This window comes from Halobellus sp. Atlit-38R (assembly GCF_003665925.1).
Classification (GTDB): domain Archaea; phylum Halobacteriota; class Halobacteria; order Halobacteriales; family Haloferacaceae; genus Haloquadratum; species Haloquadratum inordinatus.
On the sequence record NZ_QXIJ01000001.1, the window covers coordinates 452,224 to 467,093 of the forward strand.

Here is a 14,870-nt window from a genome sequence, read left to right on the forward strand (position 1 = left end):
GGTCGGGGACTACTCCTGTAACCGCTGGGTCGCTTCGATCAGCGGGTGCCGGCCGTAGTCGGCGATTTCGATGTCTTCGATCGACGAGAGCCCCTCCTTTTCGGCCGTCCGTTGCATTCCCAGATCGACGCGTTCGTCTAAGACGATCACCGTGGCGTCCATCTCCTCGATTCCGAGTTGGAACGCCGCCATCACGCGGTGGTGGCCGTCCGCCAGCAGGAGTTCGCCGCCGTTGTCGATGACCACGAGCGGTTCGGCGAGTCCGCGTTCGAGCTCGTACTGCCGCCCCTCGAGTTCGTCGGCGTAGACACGTGCCTGCGTCGGCGTGAGATCGTCCAACTCGACGACGCGAGATTCCTCGTGGAGACTGACGTCGTGGATCTGTTCGAGCGTGCGCATCAGTTTGCCGACCTTCTCCGGCGTCGCCCGCTCGATCTGCGAGCGGACGACGTCCGTATTCGAGATGATGCCGACGAGGTTGTCGGCGTCGTCGACGACCGGGAGCTTTTGGATGCCTGACCGGAGGATCACGCGCGCGGCGTCGATCACGTCCATCTCGGGGTGGGCGACGATGATGTCCTCGGTCATGACGGTGAAGATCGGGTCCTCGTCGTCCACCAAGAGCAGATCGCTGGCCGTGACGAACCCCTCGACCTTCCGGCCGTCGGAGACGGGAAATCCGTTGTGTCCTTCGCTCTCTTTGATCCGGCGTGCGACGTCGGCGACGGTGTCGGTCGGCGAGACGGTCTGCACCTCACGCGTCATATACTCTTTGACCTTCGGTCTCCCGCTCATCGTCGAGCCTACGCGGTCCCCGTGGAAAAGGGTGCCTCTCGTCACTCTTCGTTCACCTCGAACGGGAACTCGAAGGCCCACTCGGTGTCGTCTGCGCCGACGTCGAGGAGCGTGGTCGCGTCTTCGAGCGTCTCGAAGACCCGACTGGCGATGACCTCGGTGACGATCTCGGATAGTTCCTCGATCGATTCGTCGTCGGCGTCGGCGAGGATCCCGAGCGGCACCTGCGCGCCGGCCATATCCGCGTGCCCGCCGGCGCTACCGATCGCGCCGAGCGCGTCGCGGAGTGTCTCCCCGAGATCTACGTCGGTACCGCGTGCGCGCCCGGAGACGTAGACGGTCCCGTCGCGGAACCCGTAGACGATCACGATGCGGATCCCCTCCATATTCAGCAGCCGATCGGCCGCCTGCGCGAGGGCGTCGCGGTCGCTGATCGCCCCGACGTCCGAGGCCAGGGCGTCGCCGCGGACGTCGCGGTTGCGGATCGATCGCCCGAGCGTTTCCAACACCGCCGACGTCATACTTGGCGATTCGACCCGATCGAGCATCGAGAGGTCAGCGTAGGTGAGCAGCCACGCCGCCGCCTCGAAGTCGGCCGGGGAGACTTCCCGAGCGAAGTCGTTCGTGTCGACGCGGATCCCGAAGAGGAGCGACGTCGCAAGCGACTCCTCGGGCTCGATTCCGGCCCGGCGGAGATACTCCGCCAAGAGCGTACTGGTGGCGCCAATGTCGCGCCGGAGGTCGACGAAGTGCGCCTCGACCGGCGCGCGCGGCGGGTGGTGATCGACGACGATGTCGATCTCGGTGTCGCCGGGCAACCCGTCGTTGACGCCCGGGCGGGAGTGGTCGACGAGAGCGACGCCGTCGTACTCCGCGAGGTCTGTGCCGTCGTCGAGTTCGACGAGCGCCAGGTCGAGCAGGTTCACTAAGGCGCGGTTCTCTTGGTGAGAGATGTCGCCGAAGTAGCACGCGTCCGCGGGGACGCCGACGGACGCGGCGATTCGGGCGAGTGCGAGCGCGCTCGCGATCGCGTCCGGATCGGGGTTGTCGTGCATCACCACGGCCAACCGTCCGTCGATGCGACGGAGCGTCGCGAAGAGCCGATGGATTCGTTCCGCGCCGGGAGCGGTCGTCACCTCTCGGACGCGGTCGAGGAGGATCTGCTCGCCGTCGATAACGCGATCTGCGGTCCCCAGTATTCGTTCGCGTACCTGTGCGGTCGCTCCAGCGCTCAGATACACCACGACCTGTGCGTCCGGAAACTGCTCGCGGGCTTCAGCGGCCGCCTCGGCGTTCGCCGCGGCGTCGTCGCTCGCGACGAACACCAGTTCTGCCCGGTCCGGGAACGCTTCGGCGTCTGCCGGGGCGCGCCGCTTCGTCGTCACTCCGTCGGCGCCGATGGCGTCGACGACGTCGCCGCGCTGTGAGAGGATGACTAACTCGCCGGGCCACTCGGCGAGGCGCTCGATGGTTCCGCGCGCGGCCGAACCGCACCCGAGAACCAACCGCCGTTGCATACGCGGGGATCCGAACGCGCCGGCCAAAACCCTACCGTCATCTGGTCGGCCGAAGTTCGGTGGAAAAGTTAGAGATAAAACAAGAGCGCCCGGAGACGCCGATCAGAACAGCGTCGCCGCGACGGTCTGTGCGGTCTCGATGACCGGGCCGAACGCCGGGAGCAACAGCAGCGTCCCGAGGCCGGCGAAGATGACGGCGGCGTACAGCCCGACCGGGCGGCTCTGGATCTCGAAGTCACCGCTGGGCGACTCGATCCACATCGCCTTGACGACGCGGCTGTAGTAGAACAGCGACAGCGCGCTGTTGATCGCGCCGACGGCGGCGAGCCACCAGAACCCGGCTTCGATCGCCGAGTAGAACAGGGCGTACTTCGAGAGGAAGCCGCCGAACGGCGGCAGTCCCGCGAGGCTGAACATAAACACGGTCATCGCGACGGCGGCGATCGGTGCCGTCGACGCGAGGCCGTTGTAGTCCTCGAACGTCCGGCCGACGCCCCAGTGTTCGACAAGGGCGATGAACAGGAACGCGCCGGTGTTCATGAAGCCGTAGACGAGCAGGTGCGCCATCGACGCCCCGAGGACGTCCCCGTTGGGGCCGCCGGCGGTCAGCGCGGCGAGTCCGATGAGCGCGTAACCCGCGTGCCCGATCGAGGAGTACGCGAGCATCCGCTTGACCTTCTCCTGGGTCGCCGCGGCGAAGTTACCGAGCGTCATCGTGACGACGGCGAGCACCTGGAACGCGATCACCCAGTCGACGCCCGCAGGCAGTGCGCCCAGCGGGAACGCCTCGACGAACACGCGGAACGCGACCGCGAAGCCGGCCGCCTTCGACGCCGACGAGAGGAACGCAGAGATCGGTGCGGGCGCGCCCTCGTAGGCCTCCGGCGCCCAGAAGTGGAACGGCACGGAGGCGGTCTTGAACGCGAACCCACCGATCATCATCAGCACGCCGATGCCGAGGACGCCGGCCATCTCCGGCGCGTTGACCGCGGCGGCGACGTCACCGAGCACGAGCGATCCCGTGACGGCGTACACGAGGCTGATGCCGAACGCGAACACCGCAGAGGAGACCGCGCCGATGAGGAAGTACTTCAGCCCCGCTTCGACGCTCCCCTTGTCGTTCTTGAGGAACGCGACGAGCGCGTAGGAGGGAAGCGACGCGAGTTCGAGGCTGACGAAGACCGTCGCCAGCGAGTTCGCCATCGACAGGAGCGTCATCCCCGTCGCCGCGAACAGCACGAGCGAGTAGAACTCCACGCGGTGCTCGTGATCGCGCAGGTAGTCGTAGGAGGCGACAGCCACCATCGCGGTGACGATCGTGAAGATGAGCGTGAAAAAGAGGCTCATCCCGTCGACGACGAGCGCGTCGCCGTACAGCGAGATCGCGCCGCCAGTTCGCTCCTGCCCGGTGCCGGCGACGAGGAACCACGCCGCGGCGCCGAAGGCGAGCAGCGACCCGCCGGCCGACACGCTAGCCAAGAGCGCGTTGCTCGTTTCGTCCGTGCGAATCGTATCGATCCCGAGCAGCACCAGGCCGGTCAGGCCGAGCAGGATCGCCGGTGCGAGTGCCGTCCACGTCGCTGCCGGTTCTGCCTGCAGTGCGAGGTCGAACATCACAGCCCACCTCCCGAGAGGATCGGGTTCACAGCGTCTTGGATCATTCCGAAGAACAGGTCAGGCGCGACGCCGAGCACGATGACCAACAGCAACAGCACCGCTAGCGGTGCGACGTCGTGCGTCGGTGCGTTCGTGATCTCGTACTCGCCATCGAAGCTGAAGGGACCGAACAGCGTCCGCTGCATCGCGAACAGCAGGTAGCCGGCGACGATGACGATGCCGAACATCGCGGCCGCCGTGAAAAGCGGCATCGCCGAGTGGACGGTGGAGGCGAACGAGCCCTTGAAGATGAAGAACTCGCCCGCGAAGCCGGCCATCAGCGGCAGACCCATATACCCGAACGCGCCGGCGACGAAGATGCCGGCAGTGAGGGGCATCCGGTCCGCGATGCCGGACATATCGCCCACCATCCGCGTGTGGGTCGTGTTGTAGATGACGCCGACAGCCATGAACATCAGTCCGGAGATCAGCCCGTGGGCGATCATCTGGAACGTCGCGCCGCCGACACCGTAGGTCGTGTACGCGACGAGACCGAGGATGACGTACCCCATCGAGGAGACCGACGAGTACGCGACGATGCGCTTGAGGTCCTGCTGTGCGAGCGCCAGCATCGCGCCGTAGATGACGCTGATGACGGCGATGCCAGCGATGGGGACGACGAGCGCCGTCGCCACGTCGGGCATCATCGTGAAGTTGAACCGCAGCAGCGCGTAGGTCCCCATCTTCAGGAGGACGCCCGCCAGCATCACCGACACCGGCGTCGGGGCTTCGACGTGAGCGTCCGGCAGCCACGTGTGCAGCGGTGCGACCGGCACCTTCACCGCGAAGCCGAGGAACGTCGCCACGAAGGCGACCGTCTTCAGCGTCGCGGCGTCGAGGCCGGCGAAGCCGCCGAGCGCACCGGCGCGGAGCGCCTGTGCGATCTCGGGCAGCCGCATCGACGACACCGAGTCGCCGAGGCCGAACACGAGCGCGATGAAGCCGATGAACATCACGAGGGACGCGACGTTCGTGTACACGAAGAACTTGATCGCCGCGTAGCGGCGGTTCGGACCGCCCCAGACGCCGATGAGGAAGTACATCGGGACGAGGACGGCCTCCCAGAAGACGAACCACGCGAAGAAGTCGAGCGCCGTGAAGACGCCGAGCAGGTTCGCCTCCATAAAGAGCATCAGCCCGTAGAACTGCGATTCTCGATTCGAGATCGGCGTCCACGCGCTGACGATCGCGAGCGTCGTGAGGATCGTCGTGAGGACGACCAGCGGCAGGCTGATGCCGTCGACGCCGACGAACCAATGCAGGTCGAGGCCGCCGAGCGTCAGCCAGACGACGTCTGTCTCGAACGCGATCGACCCGCCCAGCAGGGCGTTCCCGCTCGCGTCGTACTGTGCCCACATCCAGAGGCTCCCGAGGACCGGGAGCGCGCTGAGTGCCGCCGCGAGCTTCCCGGCGTACTCGTCGGGGGCGACGAACACGACCAGCGCGGCGAGGAACGTGACTCCGATGAGCGCTTCAATTATCATACGAACCACCCTCCGAGAAGACCGAAGGCCAGAAGCAACGCCGTCAGGCCGAGCGTCAGTAGCACCGCGTAGTTACTCACCACGCCGGTCTGGATCCGGCGAACACGGCTACCGGAGAACAGACTGACGCTGGAGACGCCGTTGACGACGCCGTCGACGACGCCCTGGTCGAACTTGTTCGCGACGCGTGCGACCGGGCGCGTGACGCCGTTCGCCAGCCAAACCTGGTACTCGTCCTGGTAGTAGTTGTTGTACAGCAGCGTCTTGATGCCGCCGAGACGGTCGGTGTGCTCGACCGGTTCGGGGACGTTGTACAGCAGGTGCGCGAGGCCCGCGCCCGCAAGCGCGAGGCCCAGCGAGACGCCGGCACCGATGGCCACTGTCGTCGCCTCACCGCCGATGTACGCGGAACTGTACGGGATGAGTTCGCCGTAGTGGTGGGCGTTCAGCGACTCCGTGCTCATATCCAGCCACTGGTGTAGGAAGTCGATACCGCCGATTCCCAGCAGTTTCTCGACCGGCACCATATTCACGAGTCCCGTCGTCGCCGCGAGAACACCGAGGACGGCGAGCGGACCCTTCACGTTCCAGCGCACGCTGTGCGGATCGCTCGCGGTCTGGGTGCGGGGCTCACCGTGGAAGGTGAGAAACACCATCCGGAAGGTGTAGAACCCGGTGAAGAAGACGGCGAGGAGACCCATCGCGTACGCGGCGAGGAGCACGGGGCTCCCGCCGAGGCCGTGGATGAGCGTCTCGTACAGCACTTCGTCTTTCGACCAGAAGCCAGAGAACGGGAAGATGCCCGCGAGCGCGAGCGAGCCAGAGAGGAAGGCGTAGTAGGTGACGGGCATCTTCTCTTTCAGCCCGCCCATATCCCACATATCTTCGTTGTGGTGCATCGCGATGATGACCGACCCCGCCCCGAGGAACAGCAGCGCCTTGAAGAAGGCGTGCGTCATCAGGTGGAAGGTCGCGGCGACGTAGCCGCCACCGCCGAGAGCGAGCATCATATAGCCGTACTGCGAGATCGTCGAGTACGCGAGCACCTGCTTGATCTCGCGCTTGACGACGCCCATCGTCGCCGCGAACAGCGCGGTGAAACCGCCGATCAGGGCGATGAACGCGAGCGCGTCCGGCGAGAGCGCGTAGAAACCGTACATCCGTGCGACGAGGTAGACGCCGGCCGCGACCATCGTCGCTGCGTGGATGAGCGCGGAGACGGGCGTCGGACCCTCCATCGCGTCGGGCAGCCACGTGTGCAGCGGGAACTGCGCGGACTTGCCGACGACGCCGCCGAGCACGAGGAGGCCGACGATCGTGAACCACGTCTGCGGCGCGAGGCCGAACGTGTTCACGGTCGCCTCACCGTGGAGCGCGGCCTCCGCGAGCGCGGGGAACGATCCCGACCCGGAGAACGCCGCCGTGCCGAACGTCGCGAAGACGGCGACGACGCCGACGAGGAAGAAGTAGTCCCCGAAGCGGGTGACGAGGAACGCCTTCTTGGCCGCGCTCGGCGGGCCGGGTTCGCGGAACCAAAAGCCGATGAGCAGATACGAGCAGAGCCCGACCAGCTCGAAGAACATAAACGCCATCAGGAGGTTGTCCGCCACGACGAATCCGAGCATCGACGCGGTGAAAAGCCCCAGTCCGGCGTAGTAGCGCGGCAGGCCGACCTCGCCCTCGTCATTCATATATCCGAGACTGAAGACGTGGACGAGGAAGGCGATGAGCGTCACGATGAGCAGCATCATCGCCGACAGCGGATCGATCAGGATGCCGAACGTCAGATCGACCGCTTCGATCCCTTCGGCCCAGGTGTAGATCGTCGCGTCGTACGTCCGCCCACCGGCGACGGTGAGGAACGTCGCGGCCGCCAAGAGCAGTGATCCCGCCGTCGCGGCGATTCCGGCCAGCGCACCGCCTTTCGGCAAGCGGTCGCCCACCGCGAGCGCGACGAGGAACGAAACGAACGGCAACAGCACGATCGCGGGTGCAAAGTCGAATATCCCTACCATCTTACCACCTCATCGTTGTCGCCTTGGTGACGTCGACGTCGTCGAAGTTGCGATACAGCACCAGGATGATCCCGATCCCGATCGCGACCTCGGCGGCGGCGAGCGCCATCATAAACAGCCCGAACGTCTGTCCCGTCACGTTCCCCCAGACGTTGGAGAACGCGACGAGGTTGATGTTCGCGGCGTTCAACATTAGCTCGACCGACATCAAGAACAGCAGCGCGTTGCGCCGCGTCAGGATGCCGAACAGCCCGATACAGAACAGCGCGGCCGAGAGGAGCAGATAGTACTGTGGGGGGACCATCAGTCGTCGTCCTCCTCGAACAGGCTTTGCTTGAGTTCCCGCCCGCCGTCGGCCAGCAGTGACGATCCGCCCTGGTCGCCCTCGCGGCGTGCGAGGTGGATCGACCCGTCGAGCGCAACGTCGAGCGTGACGGCGATGATGATGAGCGCGGCGAGGAAGCTCTCACCGGCGATATCCCCGAATTCGAGGTTGAACATCGCGTAGCCGATGCTCGCGATGATGCTCGCATCCCCCGCGAATCCTTGCGGATCGGGGAACGACGCCGAGAGTATCGTCGCGGCCATCACGACGAACAGTGCGACAGCAGCGAGGCCGGGAACGAGATGCGAACCCAGATTCAGTTCCGGTTTCGTGGTCATGTGCTACTCACCTCCGGTTGTGTACGCGTCAGCATCACGGCGAACGTGATGAGGATGAGAACCCCGCCGACGTAGACGAGGATCTGCATCGCGGCGAGGAACTCCGCCTGTAACATCACGTAGTGCACCGCGACGCTCAAGAGCGCGCCCCCGAGCAGGAGTGCGGAGTGCCAGATGTCCCGCACGAGGACGACGCCCAGGCTGCAGCCCACGGTCACGAGGGCGAACAGCGCGAACGCGATGGTTTCATAAACCATTGTGTTTGTCTCCTTGAGGTATCCCTTTGAACATTTCGAGAAGTCCGCGGGCGGCGCATACCGCCTCAGACGGACTTTGATCGGCGATCTATCCCGCTGTGGAACGTCTCAACTCACTGGTAATCCACCTCGCCCTCGCCCTCGCCGATCCACGCGTCGCGGTCGGGTTCCCGGGAGTTGAGCGGGTCGATATCCTTGTACCACGGGACGTTCTTCAACTGCTCTTTGTTGTACACGAAGTCGTCCTTCGTGTCGGCAGTGAACTCGAAGTTCTGCGTGAGCAGGATGGCGTCGACGGGACAGACCTCCTCACACAGCCGGCAGTAGATGCACTGCCCGATGTGGAGGTTGTACTGTTCGCCGTTGCGCTGGTCGTCCTGCACGATCTGGATGGTGTCGTTCGGACAGACGTTCTCGCACTGTCGACACCAGATGCAGCGCTCCTGGCTGAACTTGTGGACCCCGCGGAATCGGGGGCTCACTTCGGGCGCGACGTCGGGGTACTCGACCGTGAACGTCTGCCCGTCCAGTGCGTGTTTCATCGTCGTTGCCATCGATTTGAGTACGCCAATCATGCTATCACTCCCACGATGATGGCCGTGAGTGCCAGGTTCGCGAACGAGAGCACGAGCATTCCCTTCCAGCCGACGTCGAGGAACTGATCGACGCGGAGGCGGGGAATCGCCGAGCGCGCCCACTGGGTGAACAGGTAGAACGCCCAGATCTTGATCGTGAACCAGATGAAGCCCGGCAGGATCGGTCCGGCCGGCCCACCCAGGAACAGCGTCGCGGCGAGCGCGCCGCCGAGGAAGATGTGGATGAACTCACCGAGGTAGATGAGGACGAAGTACACAGAGGAATACTCCGTCTGGAACCCGGCGACGATCTCGGTCGGCGCTTCCGGCACGTCGAAGGGGTTCCGGCCGACTTCCGCGAGGTTCGCGATCACGAACAGCACGAACGCGAACGGATTGACGAACGCGAACCACTGCGGGATCGTGACGCCGGCGACAGTGAGAAGCGGCTCGGCCTGCTGTGCGACGACCTCGCTCATCTGCAGCGTCCCGGTGAAGACGACCACCGACGCCGCGGTGACGACGAGCGGGATCTCGTAGGCGATGTTCGAGGCGATCGCGCGCAGTCCACCGAGCAGCGAGTACTTGTTGTTCGATCCGTAGCCCATCATCACAATCCCGAGCGAGGCGATCGAGGACGCGGCGAACGCGAAGACCAGCCCCGTCTCCGGGTCCGCGAGGTGGATGCCGTTGCCCATCGGGATCACGGCGAACCCGAGGAGCGCGGAGAACGGCACCAGAAGCGGGCCGAGGTCGTACGACGGCCGGTCGACGTCTTCGGGAATTATGAGTTCCTTCGAGAGCAGTCGGACGGCGTCGGTGACGATGGTGAGCAGTCCGAACGGTCCGATCCGGTTGACGGCGATCCGGTCGGTGAACGCGGCGGTGATTTTCCGCTTTGCCCACGGGCCGGCGACGGCCGTCTGCACCAACAGCAAGTTGGCGATGAGGAAGGCGCCGAGGAGTCCGCCGACGATCTGTCCGACCGTGCCGGAGAGTCCCAGCAGACCGGCGATCCGCTCGGGGAGGAGCACCTGTGACTGCAGCGGTACCATCAGCGGTCCACCTCGCCCAGCACGATGTCGAGGCTACCGAGCGATGCGACCATATCCGGGATGTACTCGCCGGCGGACATCTCCGGCAGCGTCTGGAGGTTCGAGAAGCACGGACTGCGGATCTTGAACCGCCCCGGCTTCTCGGTCCCGTCGGCGCGGATGTAGATCCCGAGTTCGCCCTTCGCGGCTTCGACGGCGCGGTAGATCTCCGTGTCGTCCTCCGGGCGCAGGGTCCGGGGAACGTTCGACTGGATCGTCCGCTCGTCTTCGGGCCAGTCTTCGAGGAGGTCGACGCACTGCTCGATGATCTTCGCGGACTCTTCGACCTCGCGAAGGCGGACGAGCAGTCGGCTGAAGTTGTCACAGCCGTCCTCGGTGATGACGTCCCACTCGAGTTCGTCGTAGTAGCCGTAGGGGTCGTCGCGACGCAGGTCGTAGTCGATGCCGGACCCGCGTGCGACGGGGCCCGTCGCGCCGTAGGACTTCGCGACCTCCGGCGGCAGCACGCCCGTGTCGATCGTCCGGGCCTGCAGGATCTCGTTGGAGGTGATGAGGTCGTGGTACTCCTCGAGCGCCTCCGGGAGGTCGTCGAGGAAGTCCCGGATCGTCTCGAAGAACTCCTCGCGCGGTTCCGGAAGGTCCCAGACGACGCCGCCCAGGCGGAAGTAGTTGAACATCATCCGCTGGCCGGTGAGGTCTTCGAGGACCTTCTGGACCTTCTCGCGGTCCCGCATCGCGTACATAAAGATCGCTGTGAAGTCGCCGTAGACGTCCAGCGCGAACGTCCCCACTGCGAGCATATGGGAGGCGATGCGGCAGAACTCCGCTCCCATCGTCCGGATGATCTGTGCGTACTCCGGCACGTCGATGTCGTTGAGGTCCTCCGCCGCGCGCGCGTACGCCCACTCGTTCAAGAGCCCCGAGGACGCGTAGTCCCAGCGGTCGGGGTAGGGCATAATCTGGTGGCGGTAGGTCTTCGTCTGACACATCTGCTCCTCACAGCGGTGGAGGTAGCCGATGTCGGGATCGACGTCTGCGACCTGCTCGCCGTCCAGCACCGTCTTCACGTGCAGGACGCCGTGGGTGGCGGGGTGGTGCGGCCCGATGTTGACGTACATCGTGTCGCCCTCCTCCTCGCGGTGGTCCTCGGCGAGCGGGTTCTCCCACTCCGAGAGCGTGACGATCTGCGGTCGGTCCTGGTCGTAGTTCTCCGAGAGCGGGTGTCCCTGCCACGTGTCGGGCAAGAGAATGCGACGCAGGTCCGGGTGGTCGTCGTACTCGACGCCGATCAGGTCGTAGGCCTCCCGCTCGTGCCAGTCGGCCGTCCGGAAGACCGGCTCGGCGGACTCGCTGACGGGGTTGTCCTTCGGCGCGGGCACGACGACGCTGACCTCCCGCTGCCGGTCGTCGAAGCTCGTGAGGTGGTAGATGGACTCGTACCGATCCTCGCGTTCTTCGGCGGTGACACACGAGAGGTGATCGAAGCCGGCCTCGTCGCGGAGCCGCGTCAGGGTCTCCTGTACCGCGTCCGGGCGAATCACGAAGCCGGGTGCGTTGACGTGTTCTTCGCGGTCGACGACCAGGTCACCGAGCAACTCGGCGATCTCGTCGCCCGCGGTCGGGAGCACTTCGACGGCTCCGTCTTCGGGTTCGGGTTCTTCTAAACTCATGGCGAATCAGCCCAGTTGTACCGCATAACCAGGTCCTCTTCGTCGATCTGTTCGGCGAGTTTGTCGACGACTTCGTCGCGTTCGAGGTCGTCGAACTGTTCGAGTTCGTACGGTTTCACCGTCACCGGACTCGACTCGCCCTCGGCGATGCGCTGCTGGAGCTTCGCGACGCCGTAGATGAGCGCTTCGGGGCGCGGGGGGCACCCGGGGACGTGGATGTCCACGGGGATAACCTCCTCTGCGCCCTTGATGACGTTGTAGCCCTCCTGGAAGGGGCCGCCCGAGATCGTACAGGAGCCCATCCCGACGACGAACTTCGGCTCGGGCATCTGATCGTAGACGCGCTTCATCCGCGGGGCGAACTTCGAGACGATCGTCCCCGGGACGATGATGACGTCCGCCTGCCGCGGCGACGCACGCGGGACCCCGGCCGCGAATCGGTCGAGGTCGTGCTTCACCGAGTAGGTGTGCATCATCTCGATGCTGCAGCAGGCGATCCCGAACTGCAGCATAAACATCGACGAGCCGCGGACCCAGTTCATGAACTGGTCGAACTTCGTGAGGATGAACGGCGAAGAGCCGAAGGCCTCCCGAAGTTTCGAGTTGAACCGGTTGTCCGCGCCCGAGCCCGTCATCCGAGCGTCTCGTGTCGCGGTCTGTACCTGCGTGTCGTCCGTGACGAATGGTTTGTCTCGTTCGCTACTCATGCGTTTCTCTCCGTCTTTTGGCGGTTCGCCAGCGGGCTTTTGACCCACTCGACGGCGCCGTTGCGCCACGCCCAGACCAACCCGACGACGAGCACACCGATGAAAATCAGCATCGGCAGCAACACCGCCGTGAGGTCTGCGCCCTGACTCAGCGCGGACCGGTAGATGACGGCCCACGGGAAGATGAGAACGGTTTCGACGTCGAATACGAGAAACAGCAGTGCGACCATATAGTACTGGATGTTGATCTGGACGCGTGCCGTTCCTGTCGGTACTTCACCGCTCTCGTAGGTGGCGCGTTTACCTTGTTCTGGCACCGATGGGCGGAGTATCGCCGACACAGCCATCATCCCGAGTGGGATGCCGACGGCGACGAGCCCAAGGGCACCGATTGCGATCCATTCACTCATTCCGTAGTCTCCCTAACATCCGGCAGTTAGCAGGCCCCCCCCATAAGCGTTGATTTATACCTCGACTGAGGTGCTACTACTGAACTTCGCTGGCTGCGGACCCGACGAACGTCACATCGGGCTGGACAGACGGAATCGCAGAACGGCTCGGAAGTCGGCTTTCGTTAGGACTCGTCGCGACTCGCCACGTAGCCTTCGACCCCGAGGTCGTGCAGGTCCCGCGAGTCGCGGGCGACCGCACCGACGAGCCCCTCGTGGTACTCGATCAGCCGGGATTCGAGTTCGTCGTGCTCGCGCGCGAGAATCTGTGCGGCCGACAGCGCGGCGTTGAAGGACTTGCCCGCGTCGACTGCGACGATGGGCGCCCCGGTCGGCATCCCGATGACGGAGTCGACGGACTTCTCTTGGACGGGGACGCCGACGACGGGAATCGGATACGCTATCGACGCGGTCATATTCGGCAGGTCGGCGGACTTCCCGCCCGCGCCCGCGATGATGACGTCGAGACCGCGGTCGGCGGCCGTCTCCCCGTAGGCGTACATCAGTTCGGGCGTCCGGTGTGCGGAGACGACGTACGTCTCGTAGGTGAAGCGCGCGTCGGGCGCGTCGCCGAAGTCGGTCTGCTCGGCGAACCCGAGTTCCGAGAGCGCCTCGTGCGCGCCGCGCATCGTGTCGAGGTCCGAATCCGACCCCATAATGATCCCCACGTCGGGCGTCGTGGCGGGATCGGCGTCGGCGTCGGCCTCCTCGTGAAGGCGGTCGATCAGGTCCTGTACGGTCACGTCGGAGTCGTCGTCGGGCGTGTAGTCGGTCATTGTCGATCGGGTTCTGCGGGTTCTGTTCGTCACTCGAACGTCAGCGCGTCGCGTACGTCCCTCGCGTGCGCGAGGAGTTCGTCAGTGTCCGATTCTGCGGCCGCGTCGAGTCCGCTCCCGCCGGTCAGTGTGATGTGTCCCATCTTCCGCAGCGGGCGCACCTCGTCTTTCCCGTACCAGTGCAGCGACGCGTCGGCGTCGCCCAGGACGGCTTCGACGTTGCCGAGTCGCGCTGGCTGAGGCTCCTCGACGGTGCCGAGGACGTTCGCCATCACGGTCGGGCACCGCAGGCGGGTCGAACCGAGCGGCCAGCCCAGGACGGCGCGGACGTGCTGTTCGAACTGGGAGGTGCGCGCGCCCTCGATCGTCCAGTGCCCGGAGTTGTGCGGCCGCGGGGCGATCTCGTTGACGAGGATCTCTCCGTCCTCGGTCTCGAACAGTTCGATACCGAAGACGCCGCGTCCCGAGAGCGTGTCGAGGACGTCGCGGGCGACTGCCTCGGCGCGTTCGAGCACCTCGTCGGTCGTCCTGGCTGGGAGGATCGTCTCCCGGAGGATCTCCTCCTCGTGGACGTTCTCGCCAGCGGGGAACGTGCGGACCTCGTCGTCACCCTGGACGGCGATGACCGAAAGTTCGCGCGCGAAGTCGACGAACGTCTCGGCCATCGCGGGGCCGCCGACGGCGTCCATCGCTTCTTCCGCGTCCTCGGGGTCGGTGACGGGGACGTTGCCGCGGCCGTCGTAGCCGCCGGTGCGGGCTTTCAGCATCACCGCGCCGAACGCATCGAGCGCCGCGCGAAGGTCCTCGGCGTCGTCGACCTGCCGGAACGGCGGGACCGGGACGCCGGCGTCTTCGAGCGCGCGCTTTTGGACGAGTTTGTCCTCGATCGTCTCCAGCGTCTCCGGCGCGGGGTGAACCGAGAGGTCGAACTCGTCGGCGACGCTGTCGAGTAACGCCGCGTCGGCGAGTTCGATCTCGAACGTCAGCGCGTCGACGCGCGAGGCGAGCTCGCGGAACGCTTCGGGGTCGTCGAAGTCACCGACGATCTGTTCGCGGGCGACCGGCGCTGCGGGGCAGTCCGGCGTCGGGTCGAGGACGATCACCTCGACGCCGAGCGGAGCGGCCGCCTCGGCGAGCATCCGTCCGAGTTGGCCGCCGCCGACGACGCCGAGCGTGGGGCCGGGTACGGTGACGTTCACGGGCGACGGTACTGGAGGATACTGAATAAACCTTGCCGAATCTCACGACGAT

General features: G+C 65.5%; 15 protein-coding genes. All 15 read right to left on the reverse strand.

Annotation, left to right across the window (positions count from 1 at the left end; genetic code table 11):
- Positions 1-9 precede the first annotated feature (9 nt).
- Positions 10-795 carry a CBS domain-containing protein gene (locus D3D02_RS02335; protein WP_121568371.1) on the reverse strand — a complete coding sequence of 262 codons (786 nt, stop codon included), beginning with the start codon at positions 793-795 and terminating at the stop codon, positions 10-12.
- A 41-nt stretch (positions 796-836) separates the two neighbouring features.
- Positions 837-2,312 carry a bifunctional oligoribonuclease/PAP phosphatase NrnA gene (locus tag D3D02_RS02340; protein ID WP_121568372.1) on the reverse strand — a complete coding sequence of 492 codons (1,476 nt, stop codon included), beginning with the start codon at positions 2,310-2,312 and terminating at the stop codon, positions 837-839.
- Positions 2,313-2,414: 102 nt separating this feature from the next.
- The gene (locus D3D02_RS02345) at positions 2,415-3,926 is read right to left on the reverse strand and encodes an NADH-quinone oxidoreductase subunit N (RefSeq protein WP_121568373.1); all 1,512 of its coding nucleotides are present in this window, start codon (positions 3,924-3,926) and stop codon (positions 2,415-2,417) included.
- Positions 3,926-5,452 (reverse strand): NuoM family protein, encoded by a 1,527-nt coding sequence (locus D3D02_RS02350; RefSeq protein ID WP_121568374.1) that lies wholly within the window; start codon positions 5,450-5,452, stop codon positions 3,926-3,928. The genes D3D02_RS02345 and D3D02_RS02350 overlap by 1 nt, the downstream gene beginning before the upstream one ends.
- Positions 5,449-7,467 carry an NADH-quinone oxidoreductase subunit L gene (gene nuoL / locus D3D02_RS02355; protein ID WP_121568375.1) on the reverse strand — a complete coding sequence of 673 codons (2,019 nt, stop codon included), beginning with the start codon at positions 7,465-7,467 and terminating at the stop codon, positions 5,449-5,451. The genes D3D02_RS02350 and nuoL overlap by 4 nt, the downstream gene beginning before the upstream one ends.
- Before the next feature lies 1 nt (position 7,468).
- Positions 7,469-7,771 carry an NADH-quinone oxidoreductase subunit NuoK gene (gene nuoK, locus D3D02_RS02360; protein ID WP_121568376.1) on the reverse strand — a complete coding sequence of 101 codons (303 nt, stop codon included), beginning with the start codon at positions 7,769-7,771 and terminating at the stop codon, positions 7,469-7,471.
- On the reverse strand, positions 7,771-8,130 hold the full coding sequence (locus D3D02_RS02365; RefSeq protein ID WP_121568377.1) for a proton-conducting membrane transporter: 360 nt from the start codon (positions 8,128-8,130) through the stop codon (positions 7,771-7,773). The genes nuoK and D3D02_RS02365 overlap by 1 nt, the downstream gene beginning before the upstream one ends.
- Positions 8,127-8,387 carry an NADH-quinone oxidoreductase subunit J gene (locus D3D02_RS02370; RefSeq protein WP_089768442.1) on the reverse strand — a complete coding sequence of 87 codons (261 nt, stop codon included), beginning with the start codon at positions 8,385-8,387 and terminating at the stop codon, positions 8,127-8,129. Before D3D02_RS02370 ends, D3D02_RS02365 begins: the two co-directional genes overlap by 4 nt.
- Before the next feature lie 113 nt (positions 8,388-8,500).
- Positions 8,501-8,962, reverse strand: coding sequence for an NADH-quinone oxidoreductase subunit I (locus D3D02_RS02375; RefSeq protein ID WP_121568378.1), 462 nt, complete (start codon positions 8,960-8,962; stop codon positions 8,501-8,503).
- The gene (locus D3D02_RS02380; protein WP_121568379.1) at positions 8,959-10,017 is read right to left on the reverse strand and encodes a complex I subunit 1 family protein; all 1,059 of its coding nucleotides are present in this window, start codon (positions 10,015-10,017) and stop codon (positions 8,959-8,961) included. Before D3D02_RS02380 ends, D3D02_RS02375 begins: the two co-directional genes overlap by 4 nt.
- Positions 10,017-11,687 (reverse strand): NADH-quinone oxidoreductase subunit D, encoded by a 1,671-nt coding sequence (locus D3D02_RS02385; protein WP_121568380.1) that lies wholly within the window; start codon positions 11,685-11,687, stop codon positions 10,017-10,019. Before D3D02_RS02385 ends, D3D02_RS02380 begins: the two co-directional genes overlap by 1 nt.
- Positions 11,684-12,394 carry an NADH-quinone oxidoreductase subunit B gene (locus D3D02_RS02390; protein WP_121568381.1) on the reverse strand — a complete coding sequence of 237 codons (711 nt, stop codon included), beginning with the start codon at positions 12,392-12,394 and terminating at the stop codon, positions 11,684-11,686. The genes D3D02_RS02385 and D3D02_RS02390 overlap by 4 nt, the downstream gene beginning before the upstream one ends.
- Complete coding sequence (locus D3D02_RS02395; RefSeq protein WP_121568382.1) at positions 12,391-12,804, reverse strand: NADH-quinone oxidoreductase subunit A; 414 nt, start codon at positions 12,802-12,804, stop codon at positions 12,391-12,393. Before D3D02_RS02395 ends, D3D02_RS02390 begins: the two co-directional genes overlap by 4 nt.
- 164 nt (positions 12,805-12,968) lie before the next feature.
- Entirely contained in the window at positions 12,969-13,619 is a 651-nt protein-coding gene (gene purE / locus D3D02_RS02400; RefSeq protein WP_121568383.1) for a 5-(carboxyamino)imidazole ribonucleotide mutase, read from the reverse strand.
- Positions 13,620-13,648: 29 nt separating this feature from the next.
- Positions 13,649-14,818, reverse strand: coding sequence for a 5-(carboxyamino)imidazole ribonucleotide synthase (locus D3D02_RS02405; protein ID WP_121568384.1), 1,170 nt, complete (start codon positions 14,816-14,818; stop codon positions 13,649-13,651).
- Between the last annotated feature and the right edge of the window lie 52 nt (positions 14,819-14,870).

Bases quoted from the DNA above. Each gene is read 5' to 3' on its own strand.
- D3D02_RS02335 (WP_121568371.1), bottom strand. From the start codon at position 795: ATGAGCGGGAGACCGAAGGTCAAAGAGTATATGACGCGTGAGGTGCAG.
- D3D02_RS02340 (WP_121568372.1), bottom strand. From the start codon at position 2,312: ATGCAACGGCGGTTGGTTCTCGGGTGCGGTTCGGCCGCGCGCGGAACC.
- D3D02_RS02345 (WP_121568373.1), bottom strand. From the start codon at position 3,926: ATGTTCGACCTCGCACTGCAGGCAGAACCGGCAGCGACGTGGACGGCA.
- D3D02_RS02350 (WP_121568374.1), bottom strand. From the start codon at position 5,452: ATGATAATTGAAGCGCTCATCGGAGTCACGTTCCTCGCCGCGCTGGTC.
- nuoL (WP_121568375.1), bottom strand. From the start codon at position 7,467: ATGGTAGGGATATTCGACTTTGCACCCGCGATCGTGCTGTTGCCGTTC.
- nuoK (WP_121568376.1), bottom strand. From the start codon at position 7,771: ATGGTCCCCCCACAGTACTATCTGCTCCTCTCGGCCGCGCTGTTCTGT.
- D3D02_RS02365 (WP_121568377.1), bottom strand. From the start codon at position 8,130: ATGACCACGAAACCGGAACTGAATCTGGGTTCGCATCTCGTTCCCGGC.
- D3D02_RS02370 (WP_089768442.1), bottom strand. From the start codon at position 8,387: ATGGTTTATGAAACCATCGCGTTCGCGCTGTTCGCCCTCGTGACCGTG.
- D3D02_RS02375 (WP_121568378.1), bottom strand. From the start codon at position 8,962: ATGATTGGCGTACTCAAATCGATGGCAACGACGATGAAACACGCACTG.
- D3D02_RS02380 (WP_121568379.1), bottom strand. From the start codon at position 10,017: ATGGTACCGCTGCAGTCACAGGTGCTCCTCCCCGAGCGGATCGCCGGT.
- D3D02_RS02385 (WP_121568380.1), bottom strand. From the start codon at position 11,687: ATGAGTTTAGAAGAACCCGAACCCGAAGACGGAGCCGTCGAAGTGCTC.
- D3D02_RS02390 (WP_121568381.1), bottom strand. From the start codon at position 12,394: ATGAGTAGCGAACGAGACAAACCATTCGTCACGGACGACACGCAGGTA.
- D3D02_RS02395 (WP_121568382.1), bottom strand. From the start codon at position 12,804: ATGAGTGAATGGATCGCAATCGGTGCCCTTGGGCTCGTCGCCGTCGGC.
- purE (WP_121568383.1), bottom strand. From the start codon at position 13,619: ATGACCGACTACACGCCCGACGACGACTCCGACGTGACCGTACAGGAC.